This window comes from Porticoccus hydrocarbonoclasticus MCTG13d (assembly GCF_000744735.1).
Taxonomy (GTDB): domain Bacteria; phylum Pseudomonadota; class Gammaproteobacteria; order Pseudomonadales; family Porticoccaceae; genus Porticoccus; species Porticoccus hydrocarbonoclasticus.
In genome coordinates this window covers 2,338,897-2,356,853 of sequence record NZ_JQMM01000001.1, presented here as the reverse complement: position 1 = coordinate 2,356,853, position 17,957 = coordinate 2,338,897, and the positions used below count along the sequence as shown (strand labels likewise).

Sequence of the window (17,957 nt, the reverse complement as noted above, 5' to 3'; positions counted from 1 at the left end):
TGTCTGGGTGACGGCTTTACTGGTTTGTTCAGGCTATAAATGATACAACATATCTCTTTTCGTTTTGCCAAAAATTTACCGAATAAGCAAAAAGGATTTACAGGATGAAAAGTGGGCACCGCTTTGCACGTTTAGCGTTACCTGTCGGTAGTGTGTGGTTATACATGGTCTTATGCGTTATCGGCCCCCTGGCGATGGCTGATAAGGGCGCGGTGTTTGAAAAGGAGGATTTCAGGACTGTCGAGTGGACCGAGCTGATGCCCGATGGCGACCTGAATGCATTGATGAATCCCCCTGATTATCTGTCCGATATCGAAGACGGGGGCGAGGAGGATGTGCTGGAAAGTCCCATTCGAGGCACCGGAGACCCTGCCGGGGATCGTTACCAGCAGGCATTGACCTCCAACGAGATAAGGCCGGAATTTGATGGTCAACTGATACGCATTCCCGGGTTTGTGGTGCCGCTGGATTTTGATGAGCGGCAGCGGGTGACGCGGTTTTTCCTGGTGCCATTTTTCGGTGCCTGTATCCATGTGCCACCGCCTCCACCCAATCAGATAGTCTACGCAGAGAGCGAGAAGGGCTTTGAGCAGGCGTCTCTCTATGACGCTTTCTGGCTGAGTGGCCGGATCAGTACCACCATGACGGAGAATGACATAGCCGTTTCAGCCTATGCCATGGAGGTAATGGTGGTTGAGGTCTATCAAGAATAGCTCGGGATTGGCAGCTGTTAAGGCAGCAGACAGTGGGTCAGCCACTGTTCCATCTGTTGCTCATCCCCCTGTCGCCGGGTTATCCGCTCCACGCGACTGTCGGCGGTTTCGTCTATAAAGTCACTGGTGGTTTCGCCATCGGTCCGGTTGAAACGCAAAATACCTCGATTGGTGATAAACACACCTTTCAATCTGATGGCAGGGGTCTGGTTGAGCAGCGCCATCAATTTACGGTAGTCGAATACATGGTTGGGTTCGAAAATCCAGCCGTTGCTGAAGTAACCTTCTCCCTGGTGGTCAATTCGCAAATACCCTTGCTCCGGCATGGGAGGCAGTCCCTCCTCATAGTCCATGCTCGGGGTGTTGTGCCGTTGGGTGTGTGTGGGGACAGCAACGGCACGGCTGGGTCGATCCAGCAGGCCGGGTTCCATCGCCCCCCTGGTCAGGGGTATCACTGGCTGTGACAGGCCGTTTTTGTCCAGAAAGGAGTGCAGTTGTGGTAGGTCTTTGGCACTGTACAGGTCCGCTTTATTGGCCAGGATGATATCAGCTGCCTGCAGTTGCTGATTGAATACCGCGTGGTCGTGGTAGCGTTTATCAGTGATATGGCGGGCATCTACCAGGGTCAGAGTGGCATGTAGTGACAGCACCTCGCGGTAATATTCCCCACTCAATAATTCCAGTAATTCGCGGGGGTGCCCCAATCCTGTGGGTTCGATCAGCAGCCGCTGTGGTCGAGCACGGCTCAATAACAGGTTGAGGGCAATCTGGAGGTTTAACTGGTTGGTGCAGCACAGGCAGCCGCCAGGCACTTCCCGAACAAAGATGTTGTTGGTCTCTCCGCTCTGATTCAGTAACGCGGCATCGATACCCACTTCGCCGAATTCATTGATCAGTAATGCCCAGCGTTGTTGCGGTGGTTTGTGAGCCAGCAGATGTCGTATGGCGGTGGTTTTTCCGGCACCGAGAAATCCGGTGATGATATTGGTGGGAATCTGTTTCAGGGGGGCAGCCTGGCTACCCGTGCAATCAGGCGGCACTTGTCTGGCTGCATTCGTCGCAGAGGCAATGCAGTTCCAGTTGGTGGTTGATCAGGTGGTAACCTGCTTTGGTGACATTAATGTTCAGTGCGTCAATGATCTCCTTGCCAATCGCAATTTCCTTGACCTTATTGCAGTGGTCACAGATCAGGAACTGGGGCACCTGGTGTTGGTGGTTACAGGCAATGTGGGAGCAGGCAATAAACTTGTTTTCCGATACCAGTTTGTGGGCCAGGTTTTCAGTCATCAGGAAATCCAGCATTCGGTACACAGACATGGGCGGGACGGATTCGTGAAACTGTTGTTGATAGCGCTCGGCCAATTCGTAGGCGGACAGGGGACTGCCAGAACGCAATAACAGAATCAGAATATTTTTGCGCTTGGGTGTCAGTTTGGCACCTGGATGGTTGCAGTGCTCTTCCGCTTTTTTGATCACTTGATCCAGTGTCGATATGCCCATGGCTAGTCCACTTCCAGTTGCGAGTGTGAGGGGGTCATTGTGGCAGCGCCCTGGCTCCCGGGCAAAACCCACGAAGCCTGGATTCTACGGATACCGGGGAAGCGGGAAAAGAGGTCTGTAACGATCCTGGTGAGTTTTTCCGATTGCTGGCAGTGGAACAGGTAGCGGGCCGTGAACTCGGTGTGCTGCTGATGTTCCTCTATATCGTGCTCGTGCTCGTGCTCGTGCTCGTGCTCGTGTTGGTAGTTATCACGGTCATCACTGGTGTGGCGGAGGTGGTCGTAGGGCTGTTCAACCTGCACCCTGATAGCCCGGCATTCAGTGCCCGGAAAGGTAAACCGCGCCTGTGGCGAGCTGAGTAATTTCCCCGCCCGTTCAATGGCGGCCTGTTGTCGATGGTCGCGGGGTGGGTGTTCAAAGCCCACCAGGTTCATGGCCGGGCTGCGAAATTCCAGAAGCAGCCGGTCATTATCCAGGGCGGCCTGCAGTTCTGCTTCGCCATGCACATGGGGGTTGTGCTGTTGCGACGAGCGGTCGGCGGTACTCTGTGCCGTAACGTTGCTGGTGATTAATGCGCATAGCGATACCGACAGAGTGATGAAAAGAACTTTGACACTATTCATAGTCTGGCCAGTTGTTTGATGGCGCGTTGTTGTAAAAAAGGCCCCCGAAGGGGCCGAAGTACCCTCGACTATTCAGGTTGGATGGATTACCCAAAGTCCAGTGATAGCATCAATCTGGCTGCGCCGGAGGGCATGGGAGGAGATCGGTGGACGGCTCCCCGGCCTTCGTTGCCATGCCATGACTCACCTTTTAGCAAGGCAACATCGCCGACGGTGAGTTGACTGATATGCCGGGGTGAGTGGAATACATCTGATTGGTCATCGGATTTTGCTTTTCCGCCTTTGCCGAGTCTGGTGCGGTCGACCCGGTTGTTTTCAAGCCATTCGGTGGCCGGGCCTCCGTAGGTCGTCACCATTCGGCAGGGAATATGATCCACATGGAATCGCGGGCACATAGCCTGACTCAGCAGGGCCATGCGCAGGCCGATGTGTTGCAGGTCAAACAACACCGAAAACATTTCGCACAGCCGGGAAATATCTGCAATCAATGCGGGTTTCCCCCGACGGTTCGGCAGGTGGGCGGAGAGCCAGGGCGCTATTTCTCCCTCCTGCATGACGGCCTGTAATGTCTGAAAAACAGGCGGACTTTTTATCAGCGACGCCACATAAACCTGCGTCGGCAGATTGAGGGTTCGCTGCCAGATAGCCATGTTGATATCGGCATTGTAGATACTTGAGAAAACACCCGGGTCCGTGTCGGCGACACTGCCGCTATCCTCAATGGTCAGCAGTTTCAGGGCAGAATTATCGGGCATGATCATTGCCCCTCTGGGGAGGCCCACGCCTGGAACGGATCTGGTAGAGACAGCCAGTGTTCTTTGCCCGCAAACAGTTCTTCTTCCGAGAGGAGGCAATCGTTCAGTTGTTGGTAAACCTGGTCGCGATCGAGTCCCTGTCCGATAAACACAAGTTCCTGTCGCATATCTCCAAAAGGCTCTTCCCACTGCTTTAAAATTGCCTCCCTTGTTGCCGGATCCTGGGGCCACTGATCTTTGGGTACCGCCCTCCAGAATATGCCGCCAACGCCACAGCGGGCGATACCTCCCGCCTGATTCCAGCTGCCGATATGTGCCGGGCGTGTGGCCAGCCAGAAGCAGCCTTTCGAGCGAATCAGTTTGCCGTGCAATTGGGGGTTGTGGAGAAAGTCGTGGAATTTCTTGGGGTGGAACGGGCGACGTGCCTTGTACACAAAACTGCTGATACCATATTCTTCGGTTTCAGGTACGTGCTCACCGCGCATTTCCTTCAGCCAGCCAGGTGCCTGTCGTGCCCGCTCAAAACTGAATCTGCCTGTGCCCAGTACCTTGCTCAAATCTATCTGGCCGTTTTCAATGGCGACGATATCCGCTTCGGTATTGAGTGTTTTCAGTACACCTTTGAGTTTGTTTAATGCTTCAGTTGATACCAGATCGGTTTTGCTGATGAGGATCACATCACTGAATTCCACCTGATCAACCAGCAGGTCGGCGACACTTCGGTGGTCGTCTTCGCCAAGGCTTTCGCCGGTCTCCTGTAGCTGTTTTGCTTCGATATAGTCATGCATGAAATTGACCGCATCCACGACGGTTACCATGGTATCCAGTTGTGCGGCATCGGACAGGCTTCGACCCTGTTCATCGGCAAATGTAAAGGTTTCTGCCACGGGCAGGGGTTCCGAAATACCGGTGGATTCAATCACCAGATAATCAAAACGGTTTTCGGCGGCAAGCCGGCCGACTTCCTCCAGTAAATCCTCTCTCAGGGTGCAGCAGATACAACCATTACTCATTTCTACCAGACGCTCTTCACTGCGGTTCAGCTGTACTTCATTCTGGATGGTGGCTGCATCAATGTTGACCTCGCTCATGTCGTTGACAATGACTGCTACACGGCGGCCATCCCGATTGTGGAGGATATGGTTTAGCACTGTAGTTTTTCCTGCGCCCAGGAACCCGGACAACACGGTGACGGGCAGTTTGTTGGGTTGAGTTTTCATAGTGGTGGTATCCATGGCGGCAAAGGGGTCTCCGTTTTTATTGAGAGCCGTAAATAAGATGATATATCGTATCATAATTGTCGCCGTGACAAAGTCAAGTGCGATGATGCATTGTCCAGTTCCCGGTATTTCGATCCATAAACCACGGTGGTTGATTGCTACGGTGCATCATGGGTGGTGACGGAGACAGTATGTCTGCAGGGGGTCGCACCTGTTAGAATGGCTGCCTTATCTTCGCGTGATCTCTCTATGTTTCACATTGCCCTTTACGAACCGCAGATCGCCCCGAATACGGGTAATATCATCCGTTTGATGGCGAATAACAGCAGTCATTTGCATCTGATCGAACCGTTGGGTTTCGACCTGGAAGCAAAGAAATTGCGCCGGGCCGGGCTGGATTACCGGGATATGACCTCAGTCACTCGTTACCCCGACTACACGACATTTCTGGCGCAGATGGGTGACAGGCGGATTTTCGCCTGTACCACGAAGGGAAGTGTGCTCTATGACGGGATCGCTTATCGCCCCGGTGACGTGCTCCTGTTCGGTTCGGAAACAGCCGGTTTGCCGCAGTCGGTGATGGACAGTTTTGCCCCGGCCCACCGCCTGAGAATTCCCATGCGTCCCGGCTGTCGCAGCATGAATTTGTCCAATGCGGTGGCCATTGTCAGTTACGAGGCCTGGCGACAAAATGACTTTGCCGGTGGGCAGTAATGGTATGGCCGTTTCCTATAACTGGTCTTGCAGGGTGTTGCCGGTTAGGATGCTCCGCCCGGCAGAAAGTGATGTGTGCGCATCGACGAGTTGATGCCCAGGTGTTAATGAGAGAACGAACAGGTAAAAAGGGAGCGATATGCTGATTGCAATGCTGGCGGTGTTGGTGGGTTTTGGTCTGTTGATCTGGAGTGCCGACCGATTTGTGGATGGTGCTGCGGCGACAGCCTACCATGCCGGTATGCCCAGCCTCCTGATCGGTATGGTGATAGTCGGTTTTGGCACTTCTGCGCCGGAGATGGTGGTGTCGGCCATGGCGGCCCTGGATGGCAGCCCTGAGCTTGCTCTGGGTAATGCGCTGGGGTCCAATATTGTCAATACCGGCCTGATACTGGGTGTCACAGCCTTGATTATGCCGATCATGGTGCATTCAAAAATCGTTCGCAGGGAGTTGCCGCTGCTGATTCTGATCTGTCTTGGCGCGGGTCTCATGCTTTGGGATAACGCAGTACTTCGCTGGGAGGCGGCATTGCTGCTGCTCGGTTTTTTTGCATTGATCGGCTGGTCGGTTTTTTCTGCTATTCGGGATCGGGGTGATGCCCTAGCAACAGACTTCGATCAGGAAATACGTGAGCATACCATGCCACTGGCGAAAGCCATCATCTGGCTGGCCGTGGGTTTGATCGTATTGGTGGCCAGCTCGCGGCTGCTGGTGTGGGGGGCCGTCACCATTGCCGAATCCCTGGGTGTCAGCGACCTGATTATCGGTTTGACAATAGTCGCGCTGGGAACATCCCTGCCTGAATTGGCCTCTTCTGTTATTGCCGTGCGCAAGGGTGAGCACGATATCGCCATCGGCAATATCGTTGGCTCCAATATGTTCAATATTCTGGCGGTGGTCGGCATCGCGGGTCTTATTGAGCCCTTGACCAACCTGTCACAGCAGGTGTTGACCCGCGATTGGGGCACAATGATGCTTCTCATGGTGATGCTGCTGTTTATGGCCTATGGCTTTAGAGGGCAGGGCAGGATTAACCGGCTGGAGGGTTTTGGTCTGCTGTTGGTCTTTATTACCTACAACAGTTATCTGGCATTCTCAGTATTAACCGGTTCAGCCTGACCGTTCACTTGTTACCGGGGTCTACTTTAATCCCGGTTTGCCCTGGAGTTGACCTATGGAAAGCCACGACAAGCTCGGAGAGATCGAGGACTTTAAAGCTCATCATCATCCTCAGTTGATTGCCCAGCGCCTGGATGATGGCCCGGACTCTGTTTACGTGAGGGACTTTATCTACGGTGCGGTGGATGGTGCCATCACCACCTTTGCCATCGTTGCGGGTGTTGCCGGTGCCGGTCTGTCTTCTTCGGTAATCATTATTCTGGGTTTTGCCAACCTGCTGGCGGACGGTTTCAGTATGGCGGTGAGTAACTACCTGGGTACCCGTGCGGAGAACCAGCACCGCATCAAGATCCGCAACCGGGAACTCGAGGAAATTAAACGATTTCCCGAGGGCGAGGTGGAGGAGATTCGCCAGATTTATGCCCGCAAGGGTTTCGAGGGACGTATTCTTGATGATGCCGTGGATGTGATTACCTCGGATGAGAAAACCTGGGTGGATACCATGGTTCAGGAAGAGTTTGGTCTCTCGCTGCAATCACATGACCCGCTCAAGGCCGGTCTGGCCACCTTTGGAGCCTTTTGTCTGGTAGGGTTTATCCCATTGATGACTTATGTCGCCAACTGGTTATCTCCGGGTCTGATCGACTACGCCTTTGGCCTATCTGCTGGCCTTACAGTGATAGCTTTTTTCATCGTCGGTGCCATGAAGGGTCGTTTTGTCGATCAGGGCTGGCTGGTGTCGGGGCTGGAAACGGTGGCGATCGGCGGTATTGCTGCCGGGATGGCATTTGGGGTGGGATTGTTATTGAAAGGCCTCGTCGCCTAAATCCCTTCAGGTCTGTTCCAGCTCTACCATGAGGTCGTCCGATACACTTTCCAGTATCTGTTGCAGTCGGCCTCTGTCGAGGTCCTGTGGCAACTGCAGGGTTGCACTGGCCCGGAACAGGATTTCTGAGCTCATCGGAGCATCTTCGCAGTGGGTATTGAGTTCCTCCACGTTGACCTGCAGTTTTGCCAGAATACCGGATATCTCGCCGACGATACCTGGACGGTCGTTGCCGACCACCGTCAGTGTGACGTGCTCGCCATCGGCTGCATGCAGTGAGGAGCAGGCCTCGCCGGTTACCCGGATACCCTGGTGTTGTAGTTGTTCCAGCGCCGTGAGCAGAGCCCCCTGTCCCTCTTCGGCAATATCCACCAACAGGATGCCGGCGAATTTGCCGGCAAGCCGGGACATACTGCTTTCAAGCCAGTTGCCACCGGCACGAGTGATTACATCGGCGATGCGCTCCACAATGCCGGGGCGATCATTGGCGATGACGGTCAATGCGAGATAGTGTTTCATGCGGCGGTTCTTATTCCTGTGCTGTTGTGGGACTATTATGGCCTAACAATCGGCCCCCGGCCACGATCGGACATTATCTGTTGGCCATTTTGGAGTCTTCAGAGACCCAGAGGAGATCGAGATGAAAATCATTAATCCGTTACTGTTGCTGGTGTTATGGCTGGGATGTGTCGATGCTATAGCCGATGCATCTCCTTTTACGGGAGCTCACCGAACCCCCGAATTTGTGGCACGTGACAGTTATCGTCATCCAGTGGAAACCCTCGCCTTTTTTCAGGTGGAACCGGGCATGACCGTGGTGGAGATTTCCCCCGGTGCCGGCTGGTATACCGAAATTCTCGCGCCACTGGTCCAACACGGGGGCACCGATCAAGGCCTGTTGTATGCGGCCCATTTTCCAAAAGACAGCGGTGTGCCCTATTATGAACGGTCGTTGGCGTCATTTACCGCGAAGCTGGCCGCTGATCCGACGGCGTATGGCGATGTGATCCTGTCGACATTCGATCCGGCGAATGGTGTGCTGACGGTGCCCGATGGGGTCGCCGACCGGGTGGTGACATTCCGCAATGTACACAACTGGTTGCGTTCTGACAGTGAAGGAAAAGCGTTTGAACTGTTCTTCCGGGCGCTCAAACCCGGCGGGGTACTCGGTGTTGTGGAGCATCGCACCGGCCGTACTATCGACCGGGCCGAAATGATACGCAGCGGCTATATGCCCGAGGCCTATGTGATTGAGCTGGCGGAAAAAGCCGGTTTTGTGCTGGCGGCCAAGTCCGAACTCAATGCCAATCCCAAAGATACGACCGATTATCCGGAGGGTGTCTGGACCCTGCCGCCCTCCCTGCGGTTACAGGAGAAGGATCGGGAGAAGTATCAGGCCATTGGTGAGAGCGACCGCATGACGCTGAAGTTTATTAAACCGGTGACACCGTGATTCAGATTCCACCGGATCGGTTATCCGACGAACTGCTCACCGCGCTACTGGAGGATTTTATCGCCCGTGAGGGCACGGACTACGGTTTCGAGGAGTTGACGCTGCAGGCCAAACGGCAGCGGCTCAGACGGCAGGTGGATCGGGGTGATGTGGTGATTACCTTCGATCCGGTGACAGAAAGTTGCAATTTGCTGTCGCGGCAACAGTTTCGTCAGCTGGCAGATTCACCGTGACAGATATCCCCCTGAGCTATCTGATAGACCGGCCAGCGGAGCAAACACGGCCAGTTGGCTCATTGATCCTGGCCCACGGTGCCGGTGCGCCGATGGACAGTGATTTTATGGCGGCCATCACCCGACAATTGACGGTCGAGGGTATGACTGTTGTGCGCTTTGAGTTTCCCTATATGCGACAACGTCGTCTCACCGGGAAAAAGCGGCCGCCAGACCGCCAGCCCGTATTGCTGGATTGTTGGCGCGAAGTCTACACCCACTGCTTTTATCGTGAGGATCTTTCAGCCCCGATACTGATCGGCGGTAAATCCATGGGTGGTCGCATGGCGAGTATGGTCGTCGACGAACTGGGCGCAGCAGGGCTGTGCTGCCTTGGTTACCCTTTTCATCCGCCCGGTAAACCCGAGCGGATGCGGATTGATCACTTGCTGACCATGACCACCCCGGCGCTGATTTATCAGGGCACCCGTGATCCCTTTGGCAAGCCCGATGAGTTGGCCTCAATCCCGTTGAGCCCCGCTGTAACAATCCACTGGCTGGAGGACGGCAACCACGACCTGAAACCCCGCAAGGCCTCCGGTCTTGATCAATCTGAACACTTGGCCGCTGTAGCCTGCTCGGTATCAGTCTTTGCCCGCAACTGCCCATAGACGTCACTTTGTGAGATGTAATCTCGGTACATAGTCCTGAGCTGCATTGATGAGTCGTTGATACTAAAGAGAGTTGGAGGGTTGGGTGGCAACAAAGCCTGGTCACAGAAAACGGGGTGAGCAAGACAACCTACCCGAATCACACAGGATTATCGGGTCTGTTTCAGCGAGCCGCCCGGCGCCATCATCGGGACAGCTTTGATGCTACCCCTCGGGCTATCAGCGGCGCTTTAATGCTGCCGGCCTGGTTTCCCCAGTCCCTGCTGCTTTCCTCAGGACTCCACCAGCATGGAGATCGCTGCCAGTGCTTCCGGATCCTGCGCCTTGATCTTGTTGGCGATATGGTGCTGGAAGAAATAGCAGAAAGTCTCTTCGCCTTTGGCCGAGTAGAGGCACGCGTCCCCGGGTAGCACTGGTGTGCTGATGATTTTTTCATCATCAATCAGCATGCCCTGCACGGAGCCGTCATAGAGCAGTCGCCAGCTGACGACTTCCTTCAGCGTAATACTTTTGAATCCGTCGCTTGACAGTACCGCATGGGTGCCAATGGTGTCCGGCAGTTCCTGAACGACATCGCTGTCTGTCTCGCAATCGATCTCATAGTATTCTGCTGCTGTCTCTACCTCCAATACCTTGTGGATGGGCGCCTCAAAAAAGACTTCATCAATGCCCGGATCGTAGTAGCCCTCCCAGTGACCATTCAGCGGATCCTGGATCTCTGTACATGGCATGATGTCATCGAGCCAGGGCACCAGACCCACCACCTCACCATCGGCACGCAATGCCCAGCACAGTACTTTGACACTGAACAGTTTGTTGGGGTGAGTCTCGTTGGAATAGATCATTTCCAGACCATCGAGTTCGGGAGCGAGACGGATAATGCGGCGGTTTAACCGGGAGGAGTAGGGCTTCCCTGTGAAGAGATCGACCACGTTGTCCGTGTTGTGGTCAGGTGTTGAGGTAGTCATAATACAGCCTCCTCAAATGGCGGTTCGAACAGGCCCTGAGGAACTGCGTCCTGGATCGGGACCTGATAGGTGCGTACGGCTAAAACGCATCCACGCAAAATAAGGTACTACCGATCATTTCAAAGCACAATACCTTGGGTATATTTTGTGAGCTACTATTTTGCCTATGGCTCAAATATGAATTCACAGCGCATGGCTGCGCGTGAGATGCGAGTTGTCGGCCAGTGCGCTGGCTGGCTGGATGGTTATGGCCTACGGTTCAATAAACGCTCCGGCCACGATGCCCGGCTGGCTTGCGCCAATATCGTTTTTGCCCGGAATGAGCGGGTGGAAGGGGTTCTTTACCAGCTGGAAAGTTCTGTAGAAATTGCCAGGTTGGACCCCTTTGAGGGCACGCCATTCAGGTACAGTCGCGAACGTTTTCCGGTACAGACAGAATGCGGTGTCGTGCCCGCCTGGACCTATATAGCCAATCCCGCCGTGATTGATCACGCCATTCGCCCGGCACGCTGGTATATCGAACATTTACTGGCGGGCCGTGATTACCTTTCCCCTGACTACTGGGAGAAAATCAACAACACAGTTTGCTGTGAGGGTGTGACGATTGTCTGGTGATACGGTTATTTTTAACCCCCGGACGTGTCAGTTGATGGGCGTTTTCAACGATCTGTTTGCCGACTCCTGCAATACCCTGTTGAGCGGAGGCGGTGAGGAACCGGTCTATCTGCCTGCCGAGGGGGTAGATGACTGTCACCAGTTGATTTTCCGGCAGGATTATTTTTCCAGTGCCCTTCATGAAATTGCCCATTGGTGTATTGCCGGTGAGCAGCGTCGTCAACGGGTGGATTTTGGCTACTGGTATCGGCCCGATGGCCGCAGTGTCAATGAGCAAAGTGCTTTTGAGCAGGTGGAGATCAAACCCCAGGCACTGGAATGGATATTTTCCGTGGCGGCAGGGCAACGGTTTCAGATTAGTGCCGATAATCTGTCCGGGGATGTCGGTGCCAGTGACGCGTTCGCTGTGGCAGTAGCCGACCAGGCTCAGAGCTGGTGTGTTGGCTGTTTGCCGATGCGGGCAGCGCTGTTCGCCGCTTCGCTGTCGGAGATTTTTGGTGGTCGGGACTACCTGGATCCCTGCCACTACCGTGTCGGTTCGCTGGGATCCTGATGGTGACACGAAAACCCCCACTGTATCTGGTAGATGCCTCCATCTATATTTTTCGCCATTATTTTACGCTGCCGCAGCGGTGGTATTCCGGGGAAGGCTATCCCACGCAGGCCGTGTACGGTTATCTCGGTTTTCTGCTGGGTATGCTCGAGCAGGTTCAGCCGCAGTTTATGGCAGTGGCTTTTGACGAGAGCCTGGGCCAATGTTTCCGGAATACGATTTACCCGGACTACAAGGCCAATCGCGAGCTGCCCGACGACGCACTCGCCTTTCAGTTACGGGCCTGCGCTGAGGTGACAGCTATCCTGGGCATTTTGACCCTGGCCAGCGATTCCCATGAAGCGGATGATATTATTGGCACCCTGGCTGAAAGGGGTCGTGACGACGGCCACCCGATCGCGGTGATCAGTGGCGATAAAGACCTTGCCCAGTTATTGCTGGACGACGATGCGTTACTCTGGGACTTTGACCGTACGCCTGCCAGGGATCGATTTGCCATCAAAAGAGAACTCGGGGTCTGGCCGGAGCAGCTGGCAGATTATCTGGCACTGGTCGGTGACAGAGTCGATAACATACCCGGCTTACCGGGCGTGGGTGCAAAAACGGCGATTGAATTGTTAGCGCATTGCGCGTCGCTGGATGGGTTGCTTGCGGCTGGATCTGAAATCGCCAATCTGCCCGTGCGCGGTGCGAAGCAGCTACCTGAAAAAATTGCCGCCCACCGGCAGCAACTGCTAATGGCCCAATCCCTGACCCGGATAGCCCTGGACGCACCCGTTGGGGAACCCGCTTTGCAACGTGCCCCGATCGCACTGGATAAACTGGATGATTTCTGTCAGCGAATGGGGCTGGGCACTACACTGAAAAATCGTGCCGTAAAACTTGCGCACGCCAGAGGCCAGACGCAGCGCATCGTGAAGGAGGCATCACACACCCGATGAAAATTGTTGCCGATGACAATATGCCATTGGTGAGGGAATTGTTCTCGCCCTATGGCGAGGTGGTGACCTGTCCCGGCCGTGAGCTGACGGCAGCACATTTAGTGGATGCGGATGTGTTGCTGGTCCGCTCGGTCACCCCGGTCAATGCGGCGCTGCTCGAGGGCAGTCCGATACAATTTGTCGGTTCTGCCACGATAGGTGTCGACCATGTGGACATGGATTATCTGACGTCCAGAAACATTCGATTTGCCAGTGCCCCAGGTTGCAACGCCAATGCCGTGGTTCAGTACGTGCTCTCGGCACTGTGTCGTCTGCGACCCGGCTGGCTCAGAGAAACGGTGGGCATTGTCGGTTGCGGTAATGTGGGCGGCAGGCTCTATCGCACCCTGCGGGCGCTTGGCGTTGATTGCCGCTGCTACGACCCATTTCTCGATAACGCAGCTATCGGGGGCCTGACAACCTTTGAGCGGGTGCTCGAAGCCGATATTCTCTGCCTGCATACCCCACTGACTATCGGTGGGCCCTATCCGACCCACCACATGCTGAACGAAGCAGCGCTGATGAATTTTTCGCCCGGCGGGTTGTTGCTCAACGCCGGGCGTGGACCAGTGGTGGATAATGCGGCGCTGTTGCGTTTGAATCGTGGCGAACAGTGGCAGGTTGTGCTGGATGTGTGGGAGTCTGAGCCAGAGATATCATTGCCCCTGCTTGAACAGGTTACCATCGGCACGCCGCATATCGCGGGGTACAGCGAAGACGGCAAAATCAGTGGTACCCGTATGGTGTGCGAGGCATTTTGTCAGTGGTTGGGGCAACCCTCGCCGGCAAAACCCGGGCGTGATGAGCCTGTCCGGTGGCTCCGTGCCACGTCTCTGGCGGAAGCGGTACTGGCTGTTTACGATATAGCAGATGATGACCGTCGTATGCGTGAGGCATTGCTGTCAGCCGGTGATCCCGCAGCAGTGGGTTTTGGGTTTGATCAGCTACGGAAAACCTATCCTGCACGTCGTGAATTCCAGCATTTCGGTGCGAGAGTGCGCAGCAATGAGTATCTGACAGGCCAGTTGGCCACACTGGGATTTACGACTGCCGAGGGCTAGGGGCGGGATTTTTCTTTTGGTCGTGGGGGCTCTTTCTGGTTCAGGTCGCTAATTGCATGCTGCACCATGTCTTCCGTAATCGGGATTTCCCGACCGTTGTCGTCAATCAGAGCCGCACCGTGAAAATCAGGTGATTTGACCTTTTTGTCAGACTTGTCTTTCGGCTGCTCCATGTTTGCTCACTGGTGGTGGTCGATTGGCAAAACATACCATGATTACCCTGTAAGGCAAGCCTTGGGGTTAAATTTGCAAAGGCACATTCAGGAGTTGCCATGTTCACACTCGGCTTGATCGTCAATCCGCTGGCAGGCATCGGTGGTCCCGCGGCGTTGAAGGGTAGCGATGGTGATGCCGCTGCCGAAGCCTTGCGGGAAGGGGCCGGTTTGCGTGCTCCAGAGCGTGCCGCCAGAGCATTGGACGTAATCTTCCATGCTCTCGGTGGTGATGCCGTATCGGTGCTGACCTGCCCCGGTCTGATGGGGGAGTCGGTGGCCAGACAATGTGGTTTTGTCCCCGAACTGGTCTGTGAAACGGATCCCGTGAATACCCGACCGGAGGACACCGAGCAGGCGGCCAGAGTGCTGGAGGACAAAGGCGTGGATTTGCTGCTGTTTGTTGGCGGCGATGGTACGGCACGCAATATTTGCAATGCGATTTCCCCAAATCAGCCGGTCCTGGGCGTACCAGCCGGGGTCAAGATGCACTCCGGCGTGTATGCCATTACACCGGAAGCGGCGGGCGAAGTGGTTTGTCGGCTGGTTCGTGCCGATCTCGTGGATATTCGTCGGCAGGAAGTGCGTGATATCGACGAGGATGCCTTTCGCCAGGGCCGGGTAATGTCCCGTTACTACGGGGAGTTACTGGTGCCGGAAGAAGGCCGTTTTATGCAACAGGTCAAGGATGGCGGCCGGGAAGTGGAGGCGCTTGTGGTTGATGAAATAGCCGATACCCTGATGGAGGAAATGGAGGATGACACACTCTATCTGGTGGGCCCCGGCTCGACCACAGCGGGGCTAATGGCGGCAATGGGGCTCGATAACACACTGCTTGGTGTGGATCTGGTCAGGAATGGGCAGTTGCTGGCCAGGGATGTTTCAGCCAGACAAATCGAACAGGCGGTGGTGGGATTCAACGGCCCGGTGAGTATTATCATTACGCCAATTGGGGGGCAGGGCATGCTGCTGGGTCGTGGCAATCAGCAATTGACACCTGCGATTATCAGGCGCGCTGGCCGGGATAACCTGATTGTCGTGGCGACCAAAACCAAAATTACTCAACTTGCAGGCAGGCCGCTGATGGTGGACAGTAACGATCCGCAACTGGACCGGGAGCTGGCAGGTTACGTCCCGGTACTGACCGGTTACCGGGACAGAATTCTCTATCCGATCAGTTACGGGGCCACCTGAGCCAGTTTTACCTTTGTCACCGGATGATTGAGACGGTATTTTTCCAGGAAGCGGGCCAGCCGCTCAATGGCTTCCTCCAGGTCGTCTTCCCTCGGCAGGAATACGATGCGGAAATGGTCGGGATCCGGCCAGTTGAAAGCGGTGCCCTGCACCAGCAAAATCCGTTCTTCCAGTAATAAATCCAGCACCAATTGCTCGTCGTCTTCAATCGGATAAATTTCCCGGTCCAGTTTGGGGAACAGGTACATCGCCGCTTTGGGTTTGACGCAACTGACACCGGGTATCCGGGTCAACAGGGACCAGGCTTTTTCGCGTTGCTGGTAGAGACGGCCCTCCGGTGCCACCAGATCGTTGATGCTCTGATAGCCGCCCAGGGCGGTCTGAATGGCATACATGGCCGGCACGTTGGCGCACAGCCGCATGGATGCGAGCATTTCAATCCCCTGGATATAACTGCGGGCGCGGTGTTTTGCGCCACTTACCACCAGCCAGCCGGAACGGAAGCCAGCCAGGCGGTAGGCTTTTGATAACCCATTGAACGTGATACACAACACATCAGTGGCCAGACTGCCGAGTGGTACATGTACTGCATCATCGTAGAGAATGCGGTCATAGATTTCATCGGCATAAATGATCAGGTCATGCTCCCTGGCCAGTTCGACAATTTTCTGCAGAACCGCCTCGGAGTAAACAGCCCCGGTGGGGTTGTTGGGGTTGATTACCACAATGCCCCGGGTATTCGGTGTGATCTTGCGGGCGATATCCTCGATGTCCGGTTGCCATTCGTTGGCTTCGTCGCAGAGATAGTGAACCGCCTTGCCCCCGGCCAGATTGACGGCAGCCGTCCACAGGGGGTAATCCGGCACCGGCACCAGAATTTCATCCCCGTTGTTGAGTAGTGCCTGCATGGCCATGACAATCAGTTCGCTGACGCCGTTGCCCAGGAAGATATCGTCGATGTCGACATTCGGGATACCGATCAACTGGCAGCGTTGCATAACGGCCTTGCGGGCACTGTAGATGCCTTTGGAGTGGCAGTAGCCCTGGGCCTTGGCCAAGTTGTGAATGACATCGTGAATGATCTCGTCGGGCGCTTCAAAACCGAACGGGGCAGGGTTGCCAATATTCAGCTTCAGGATGCGCAGGCCTTCTTCCTCGAGCCGGTTGGCGTGGTCGAGCACCGGGCCGCGAATATCGTAGCAGACGTTATTCAGCTTGTTTGACTTCTGGATATGTTGCATAAAGTATTGTTTCTGGTTGTCCAATTCAGATAAAAACTGATTGTATATCAAAACCCTGCCATAAATAAGAAAACTCTGAGGTGCCGAGGATGGCGAACACAGGACAATTTAACGATGAACAATGGCGAGAACAGCTCACCCCTGACGAATTCAGAATCTGTCGTCAGAAGGGCACTGAACCTCCATTTAGTGGTGCCTACTGCGATGAGAAAGCTCCCGGTATCTACCACTGTAAATGCTGCCATCAGCCGCTGTTTGATGCTGCGGCCAAGTATGACTCAGGTTCCGGCTGGCCGAGCTTCTATCAGGCCATGGATGAGAATGCTATCGATGAATGTGCCGATACTAGCCATGGCATGCGCCGTACCGAGATCACTTGTGCGCACTGTGGCGCTCATCTGGGACACCTGTTTGATGACGGCCCTGAACCAACCGGACTGCGATATTGCGTGAATTCGGCCTCCTTGCAATTGGAGCCGTCCTGAAATTCTGATCACGGGTTGCTACCGGACCAGTGTCGTGGGTTTTCGGGCTGCCGCAGAGAAAAACAGAATGCAGGGTTGACAGCGCACATGCCGCTTCTTAGAATGCGCGCCTCTCTTGATGAGAACCTTGTGTCCCGTTCGTCTAGAGGCCTAGGACACCGCCCTTTCACGGCGGTAACAGGGGTTCGACTCCCCTACGGGACGCCACTTTTATCCTGATGGGATAAAATGCGGGAATAGCTCAGTTGGTAGAGCGCAACCTTGCCAAGGTTGAGGTCGCGAGTTCGAGCCTCGTTTCCCGCTCCATTATTAGAACAGGGCCAGTGATGTAAATCACTGGCCCTGTTTTTTTAGGCCTTTTCCCCTGCTGCGAATCCTGTTCAGTTTGGCGATCCAAGCCCGGTTTGGTTCTCCTGTGGATCCCTGTCAAACCCACCGAAATAGCCTATCGTGGTAGCCCCCTCCTTTTTTTCGATCTGATGTCAGAGGAAAATGAGTGATGAACTTGCTGCAAGCAGTCCACATGACTCCGGCCAAGCTTGCTCGTCACACTGCGCGAGTCCGATAATCTGGGGCGCTGGGGTGGTGAAGAATTTATTGTGCTGGCAGCCAACAGCACGCTGGATGATGGTGCCCAATTGGCAGAGCGTTTGCGAGCCCATGTCGAAGCTCTCGATTTTGGTGAGCTCGGCGGGGTCACGATCAGCGTGGGTGTCACGGAATGGCGCAAGGGGGACACCCGAAAGGCACTGGTGGCTCGTGCTGATGAAGCCATGTATCGGGCCAAAAACAGTGGTCGAAACTGCGTTAAATGCTGAGTGCCGGGCATTATTGAGCTGGC

General features: G+C 54.9%; 23 protein-coding genes and 2 tRNA genes. 16 read left to right on the top strand and 9 right to left on the bottom strand.

Annotated elements, in window-relative coordinates:
* The first annotated feature begins 104 nt into the window (after positions 1 to 104).
* Complete coding sequence (locus U740_RS11235) at positions 105 to 713, top strand: DUF3299 domain-containing protein (RefSeq protein WP_235189865.1); 609 nt, start codon at positions 105 to 107, stop codon at positions 711 to 713.
* A 17-nt stretch (positions 714 to 730) separates the two neighbouring features.
* On the opposite strand, the gene U740_RS11230 is transcribed toward U740_RS11235, so the two are convergent.
* From U740_RS11230 to zigA, 5 genes are all read right to left on the bottom strand, one after another.
* Positions 731 to 1,753: a CobW family GTP-binding protein gene (locus tag U740_RS11230; protein WP_051921521.1), complete on the bottom strand. Its 1,023-nt coding sequence runs from the start codon at positions 1,751 to 1,753 to the stop codon at positions 731 to 733.
* A complete protein-coding gene (locus U740_RS11225) occupies positions 1,743 to 2,213 on the bottom strand; it encodes a Fur family transcriptional regulator (RefSeq protein WP_036860797.1) in 471 nt (156 codons plus the stop codon). Before U740_RS11225 ends, U740_RS11230 begins: the two co-directional genes overlap by 11 nt.
* A 2-nt stretch (positions 2,214 to 2,215) precedes the next feature.
* Positions 2,216 to 2,836: a DUF2796 domain-containing protein gene (locus U740_RS11220; protein WP_036860792.1), complete on the bottom strand. Its 621-nt coding sequence runs from the start codon at positions 2,834 to 2,836 to the stop codon at positions 2,216 to 2,218.
* An 86-nt stretch (positions 2,837 to 2,922) separates the two neighbouring features.
* Positions 2,923 to 3,591 carry a DUF1826 domain-containing protein gene (locus tag U740_RS11215; protein ID WP_036862062.1) on the bottom strand — a complete coding sequence of 223 codons (669 nt, stop codon included), beginning with the start codon at positions 3,589 to 3,591 and terminating at the stop codon, positions 2,923 to 2,925.
* 2 nt (positions 3,592 to 3,593) lie between these two features.
* Entirely contained in the window at positions 3,594 to 4,811 is a 1,218-nt protein-coding gene (gene zigA / locus U740_RS11210; RefSeq protein ID WP_036862060.1) for a zinc metallochaperone GTPase ZigA, read from the bottom strand.
* 249 nt (positions 4,812 to 5,060) lie between these two features.
* Here zigA and U740_RS11205 point away from each other — a divergent pair, with 249 nt between their 5' ends.
* The 3 genes from U740_RS11205 (at position 5,061) to U740_RS11195 (ending at position 7,471) form a co-directional block, all read left to right on the top strand.
* Entirely contained in the window at positions 5,061 to 5,525 is a 465-nt protein-coding gene (locus tag U740_RS11205) for a tRNA (cytidine(34)-2'-O)-methyltransferase (RefSeq protein WP_036862058.1), read from the top strand.
* A 139-nt stretch (positions 5,526 to 5,664) separates the two neighbouring features.
* Positions 5,665 to 6,645: a calcium/sodium antiporter gene (locus U740_RS11200; protein WP_036860790.1), complete on the top strand. Its 981-nt coding sequence runs from the start codon at positions 5,665 to 5,667 to the stop codon at positions 6,643 to 6,645.
* A gap of 55 nt (positions 6,646 to 6,700) precedes the next feature.
* Complete coding sequence (locus U740_RS11195; RefSeq protein WP_051921518.1) at positions 6,701 to 7,471, top strand: VIT1/CCC1 transporter family protein; 771 nt, start codon at positions 6,701 to 6,703, stop codon at positions 7,469 to 7,471.
* A gap of 6 nt (positions 7,472 to 7,477) precedes the next feature.
* Here the strand turns inward: U740_RS11195 and U740_RS11190 are convergent, their stop codons facing one another.
* Positions 7,478 to 7,990 carry a glycine cleavage system transcriptional repressor gene (locus U740_RS11190; RefSeq protein WP_036860789.1) on the bottom strand — a complete coding sequence of 171 codons (513 nt, stop codon included), beginning with the start codon at positions 7,988 to 7,990 and terminating at the stop codon, positions 7,478 to 7,480.
* Between the two features lie 121 nt (positions 7,991 to 8,111).
* On the opposite strand from U740_RS11190, the gene U740_RS11185 reads away from it, so the two are divergent.
* The 3 genes from U740_RS11185 to U740_RS11175 are packed head-to-tail and all read left to right on the top strand — an operon-like array spanning position 8,112 to position 9,807.
* Complete coding sequence (locus U740_RS11185) at positions 8,112 to 8,924, top strand: class I SAM-dependent methyltransferase (RefSeq protein ID WP_036860786.1); 813 nt, start codon at positions 8,112 to 8,114, stop codon at positions 8,922 to 8,924.
* Positions 8,921 to 9,157 carry a YheU family protein gene (locus U740_RS11180; protein ID WP_036860784.1) on the top strand — a complete coding sequence of 79 codons (237 nt, stop codon included), beginning with the start codon at positions 8,921 to 8,923 and terminating at the stop codon, positions 9,155 to 9,157. Before U740_RS11185 ends, U740_RS11180 begins: the two co-directional genes overlap by 4 nt.
* Complete coding sequence (locus U740_RS11175) at positions 9,154 to 9,807, top strand: alpha/beta family hydrolase (protein WP_200877082.1); 654 nt, start codon at positions 9,154 to 9,156, stop codon at positions 9,805 to 9,807. Before U740_RS11180 ends, U740_RS11175 begins: the two co-directional genes overlap by 4 nt.
* Before the next feature lie 272 nt (positions 9,808 to 10,079).
* On the opposite strand, the gene U740_RS11170 is transcribed toward U740_RS11175, so the two are convergent.
* The gene (locus U740_RS11170) at positions 10,080 to 10,775 is read right to left on the bottom strand and encodes a hypothetical protein (protein WP_036860782.1); all 696 of its coding nucleotides are present in this window, start codon (positions 10,773 to 10,775) and stop codon (positions 10,080 to 10,082) included.
* 69 nt (positions 10,776 to 10,844) lie between these two features.
* Here U740_RS11170 and U740_RS11165 point away from each other — a divergent pair, with 69 nt between their 5' ends.
* The 4 genes from U740_RS11165 to U740_RS11150 are packed head-to-tail and all read left to right on the top strand — an operon-like array spanning position 10,845 to position 13,984.
* The gene (locus U740_RS11165) at positions 10,845 to 11,390 is read left to right on the top strand and encodes a gamma-glutamylcyclotransferase family protein (RefSeq protein ID WP_327078598.1); all 546 of its coding nucleotides are present in this window, start codon (positions 10,845 to 10,847) and stop codon (positions 11,388 to 11,390) included.
* On the top strand, positions 11,380 to 11,943 hold the full coding sequence (locus U740_RS11160) for an elongation factor P hydroxylase (protein ID WP_235189864.1): 564 nt from the start codon (positions 11,380 to 11,382) through the stop codon (positions 11,941 to 11,943). The genes U740_RS11165 and U740_RS11160 overlap by 11 nt, the downstream gene beginning before the upstream one ends.
* Complete coding sequence (locus U740_RS11155) at positions 11,943 to 12,884, top strand: 5'-3' exonuclease (RefSeq protein ID WP_081890929.1); 942 nt, start codon at positions 11,943 to 11,945, stop codon at positions 12,882 to 12,884. Before U740_RS11160 ends, U740_RS11155 begins: the two co-directional genes overlap by 1 nt.
* Complete coding sequence (locus U740_RS11150; RefSeq protein WP_036860777.1) at positions 12,881 to 13,984, top strand: 4-phosphoerythronate dehydrogenase; 1,104 nt, start codon at positions 12,881 to 12,883, stop codon at positions 13,982 to 13,984. Before U740_RS11155 ends, U740_RS11150 begins: the two co-directional genes overlap by 4 nt.
* On the opposite strand, the gene U740_RS12230 is transcribed toward U740_RS11150, so the two are convergent.
* Complete coding sequence (locus tag U740_RS12230; protein WP_200877081.1) at positions 13,981 to 14,157, bottom strand: PA1571 family protein; 177 nt, start codon at positions 14,155 to 14,157, stop codon at positions 13,981 to 13,983. The two genes, U740_RS11150 and U740_RS12230, sit on opposite strands and share 4 nt — an antisense overlap.
* Positions 14,158 to 14,256: 99 nt before the next feature.
* Between U740_RS12230 and U740_RS11145 the strand changes: the two genes are divergently transcribed.
* Entirely contained in the window at positions 14,257 to 15,390 is a 1,134-nt protein-coding gene (locus tag U740_RS11145) for an ATP-NAD kinase family protein (RefSeq protein WP_036860775.1), read from the top strand.
* Here U740_RS11145 and U740_RS11140 read toward each other — a convergent pair.
* Positions 15,375 to 16,631, bottom strand: a complete 1,257-nt coding sequence (locus U740_RS11140) for a pyridoxal phosphate-dependent aminotransferase (protein ID WP_051921514.1) — start codon at positions 16,629 to 16,631, stop codon at positions 15,375 to 15,377. The genes U740_RS11145 and U740_RS11140 overlap by 16 nt on opposite strands.
* A gap of 89 nt (positions 16,632 to 16,720) precedes the next feature.
* On the opposite strand from U740_RS11140, the gene msrB reads away from it, so the two are divergent.
* From msrB to U740_RS11120, 4 genes are all read left to right on the top strand, one after another.
* A complete protein-coding gene (gene msrB, locus U740_RS11135) occupies positions 16,721 to 17,116 on the top strand; it encodes a peptide-methionine (R)-S-oxide reductase MsrB (protein WP_036860774.1) in 396 nt (131 codons plus the stop codon).
* Positions 17,117 to 17,247: 131 nt separating this feature from the next.
* Positions 17,248 to 17,323: transfer RNA gene (locus U740_RS11130), tRNA-Glu, on the top strand.
* Positions 17,324 to 17,346: 23 nt separating this feature from the next.
* Positions 17,347 to 17,422, top strand: a tRNA-Gly gene (locus tag U740_RS11125).
* Positions 17,423 to 17,655: 233 nt separating this feature from the next.
* Positions 17,656 to 17,934 carry a GGDEF domain-containing protein gene (locus U740_RS11120; protein ID WP_036860772.1) on the top strand — a complete coding sequence of 93 codons (279 nt, stop codon included), beginning with the start codon at positions 17,656 to 17,658 and terminating at the stop codon, positions 17,932 to 17,934.
* Positions 17,935 to 17,957 lie beyond the last annotated feature (23 nt).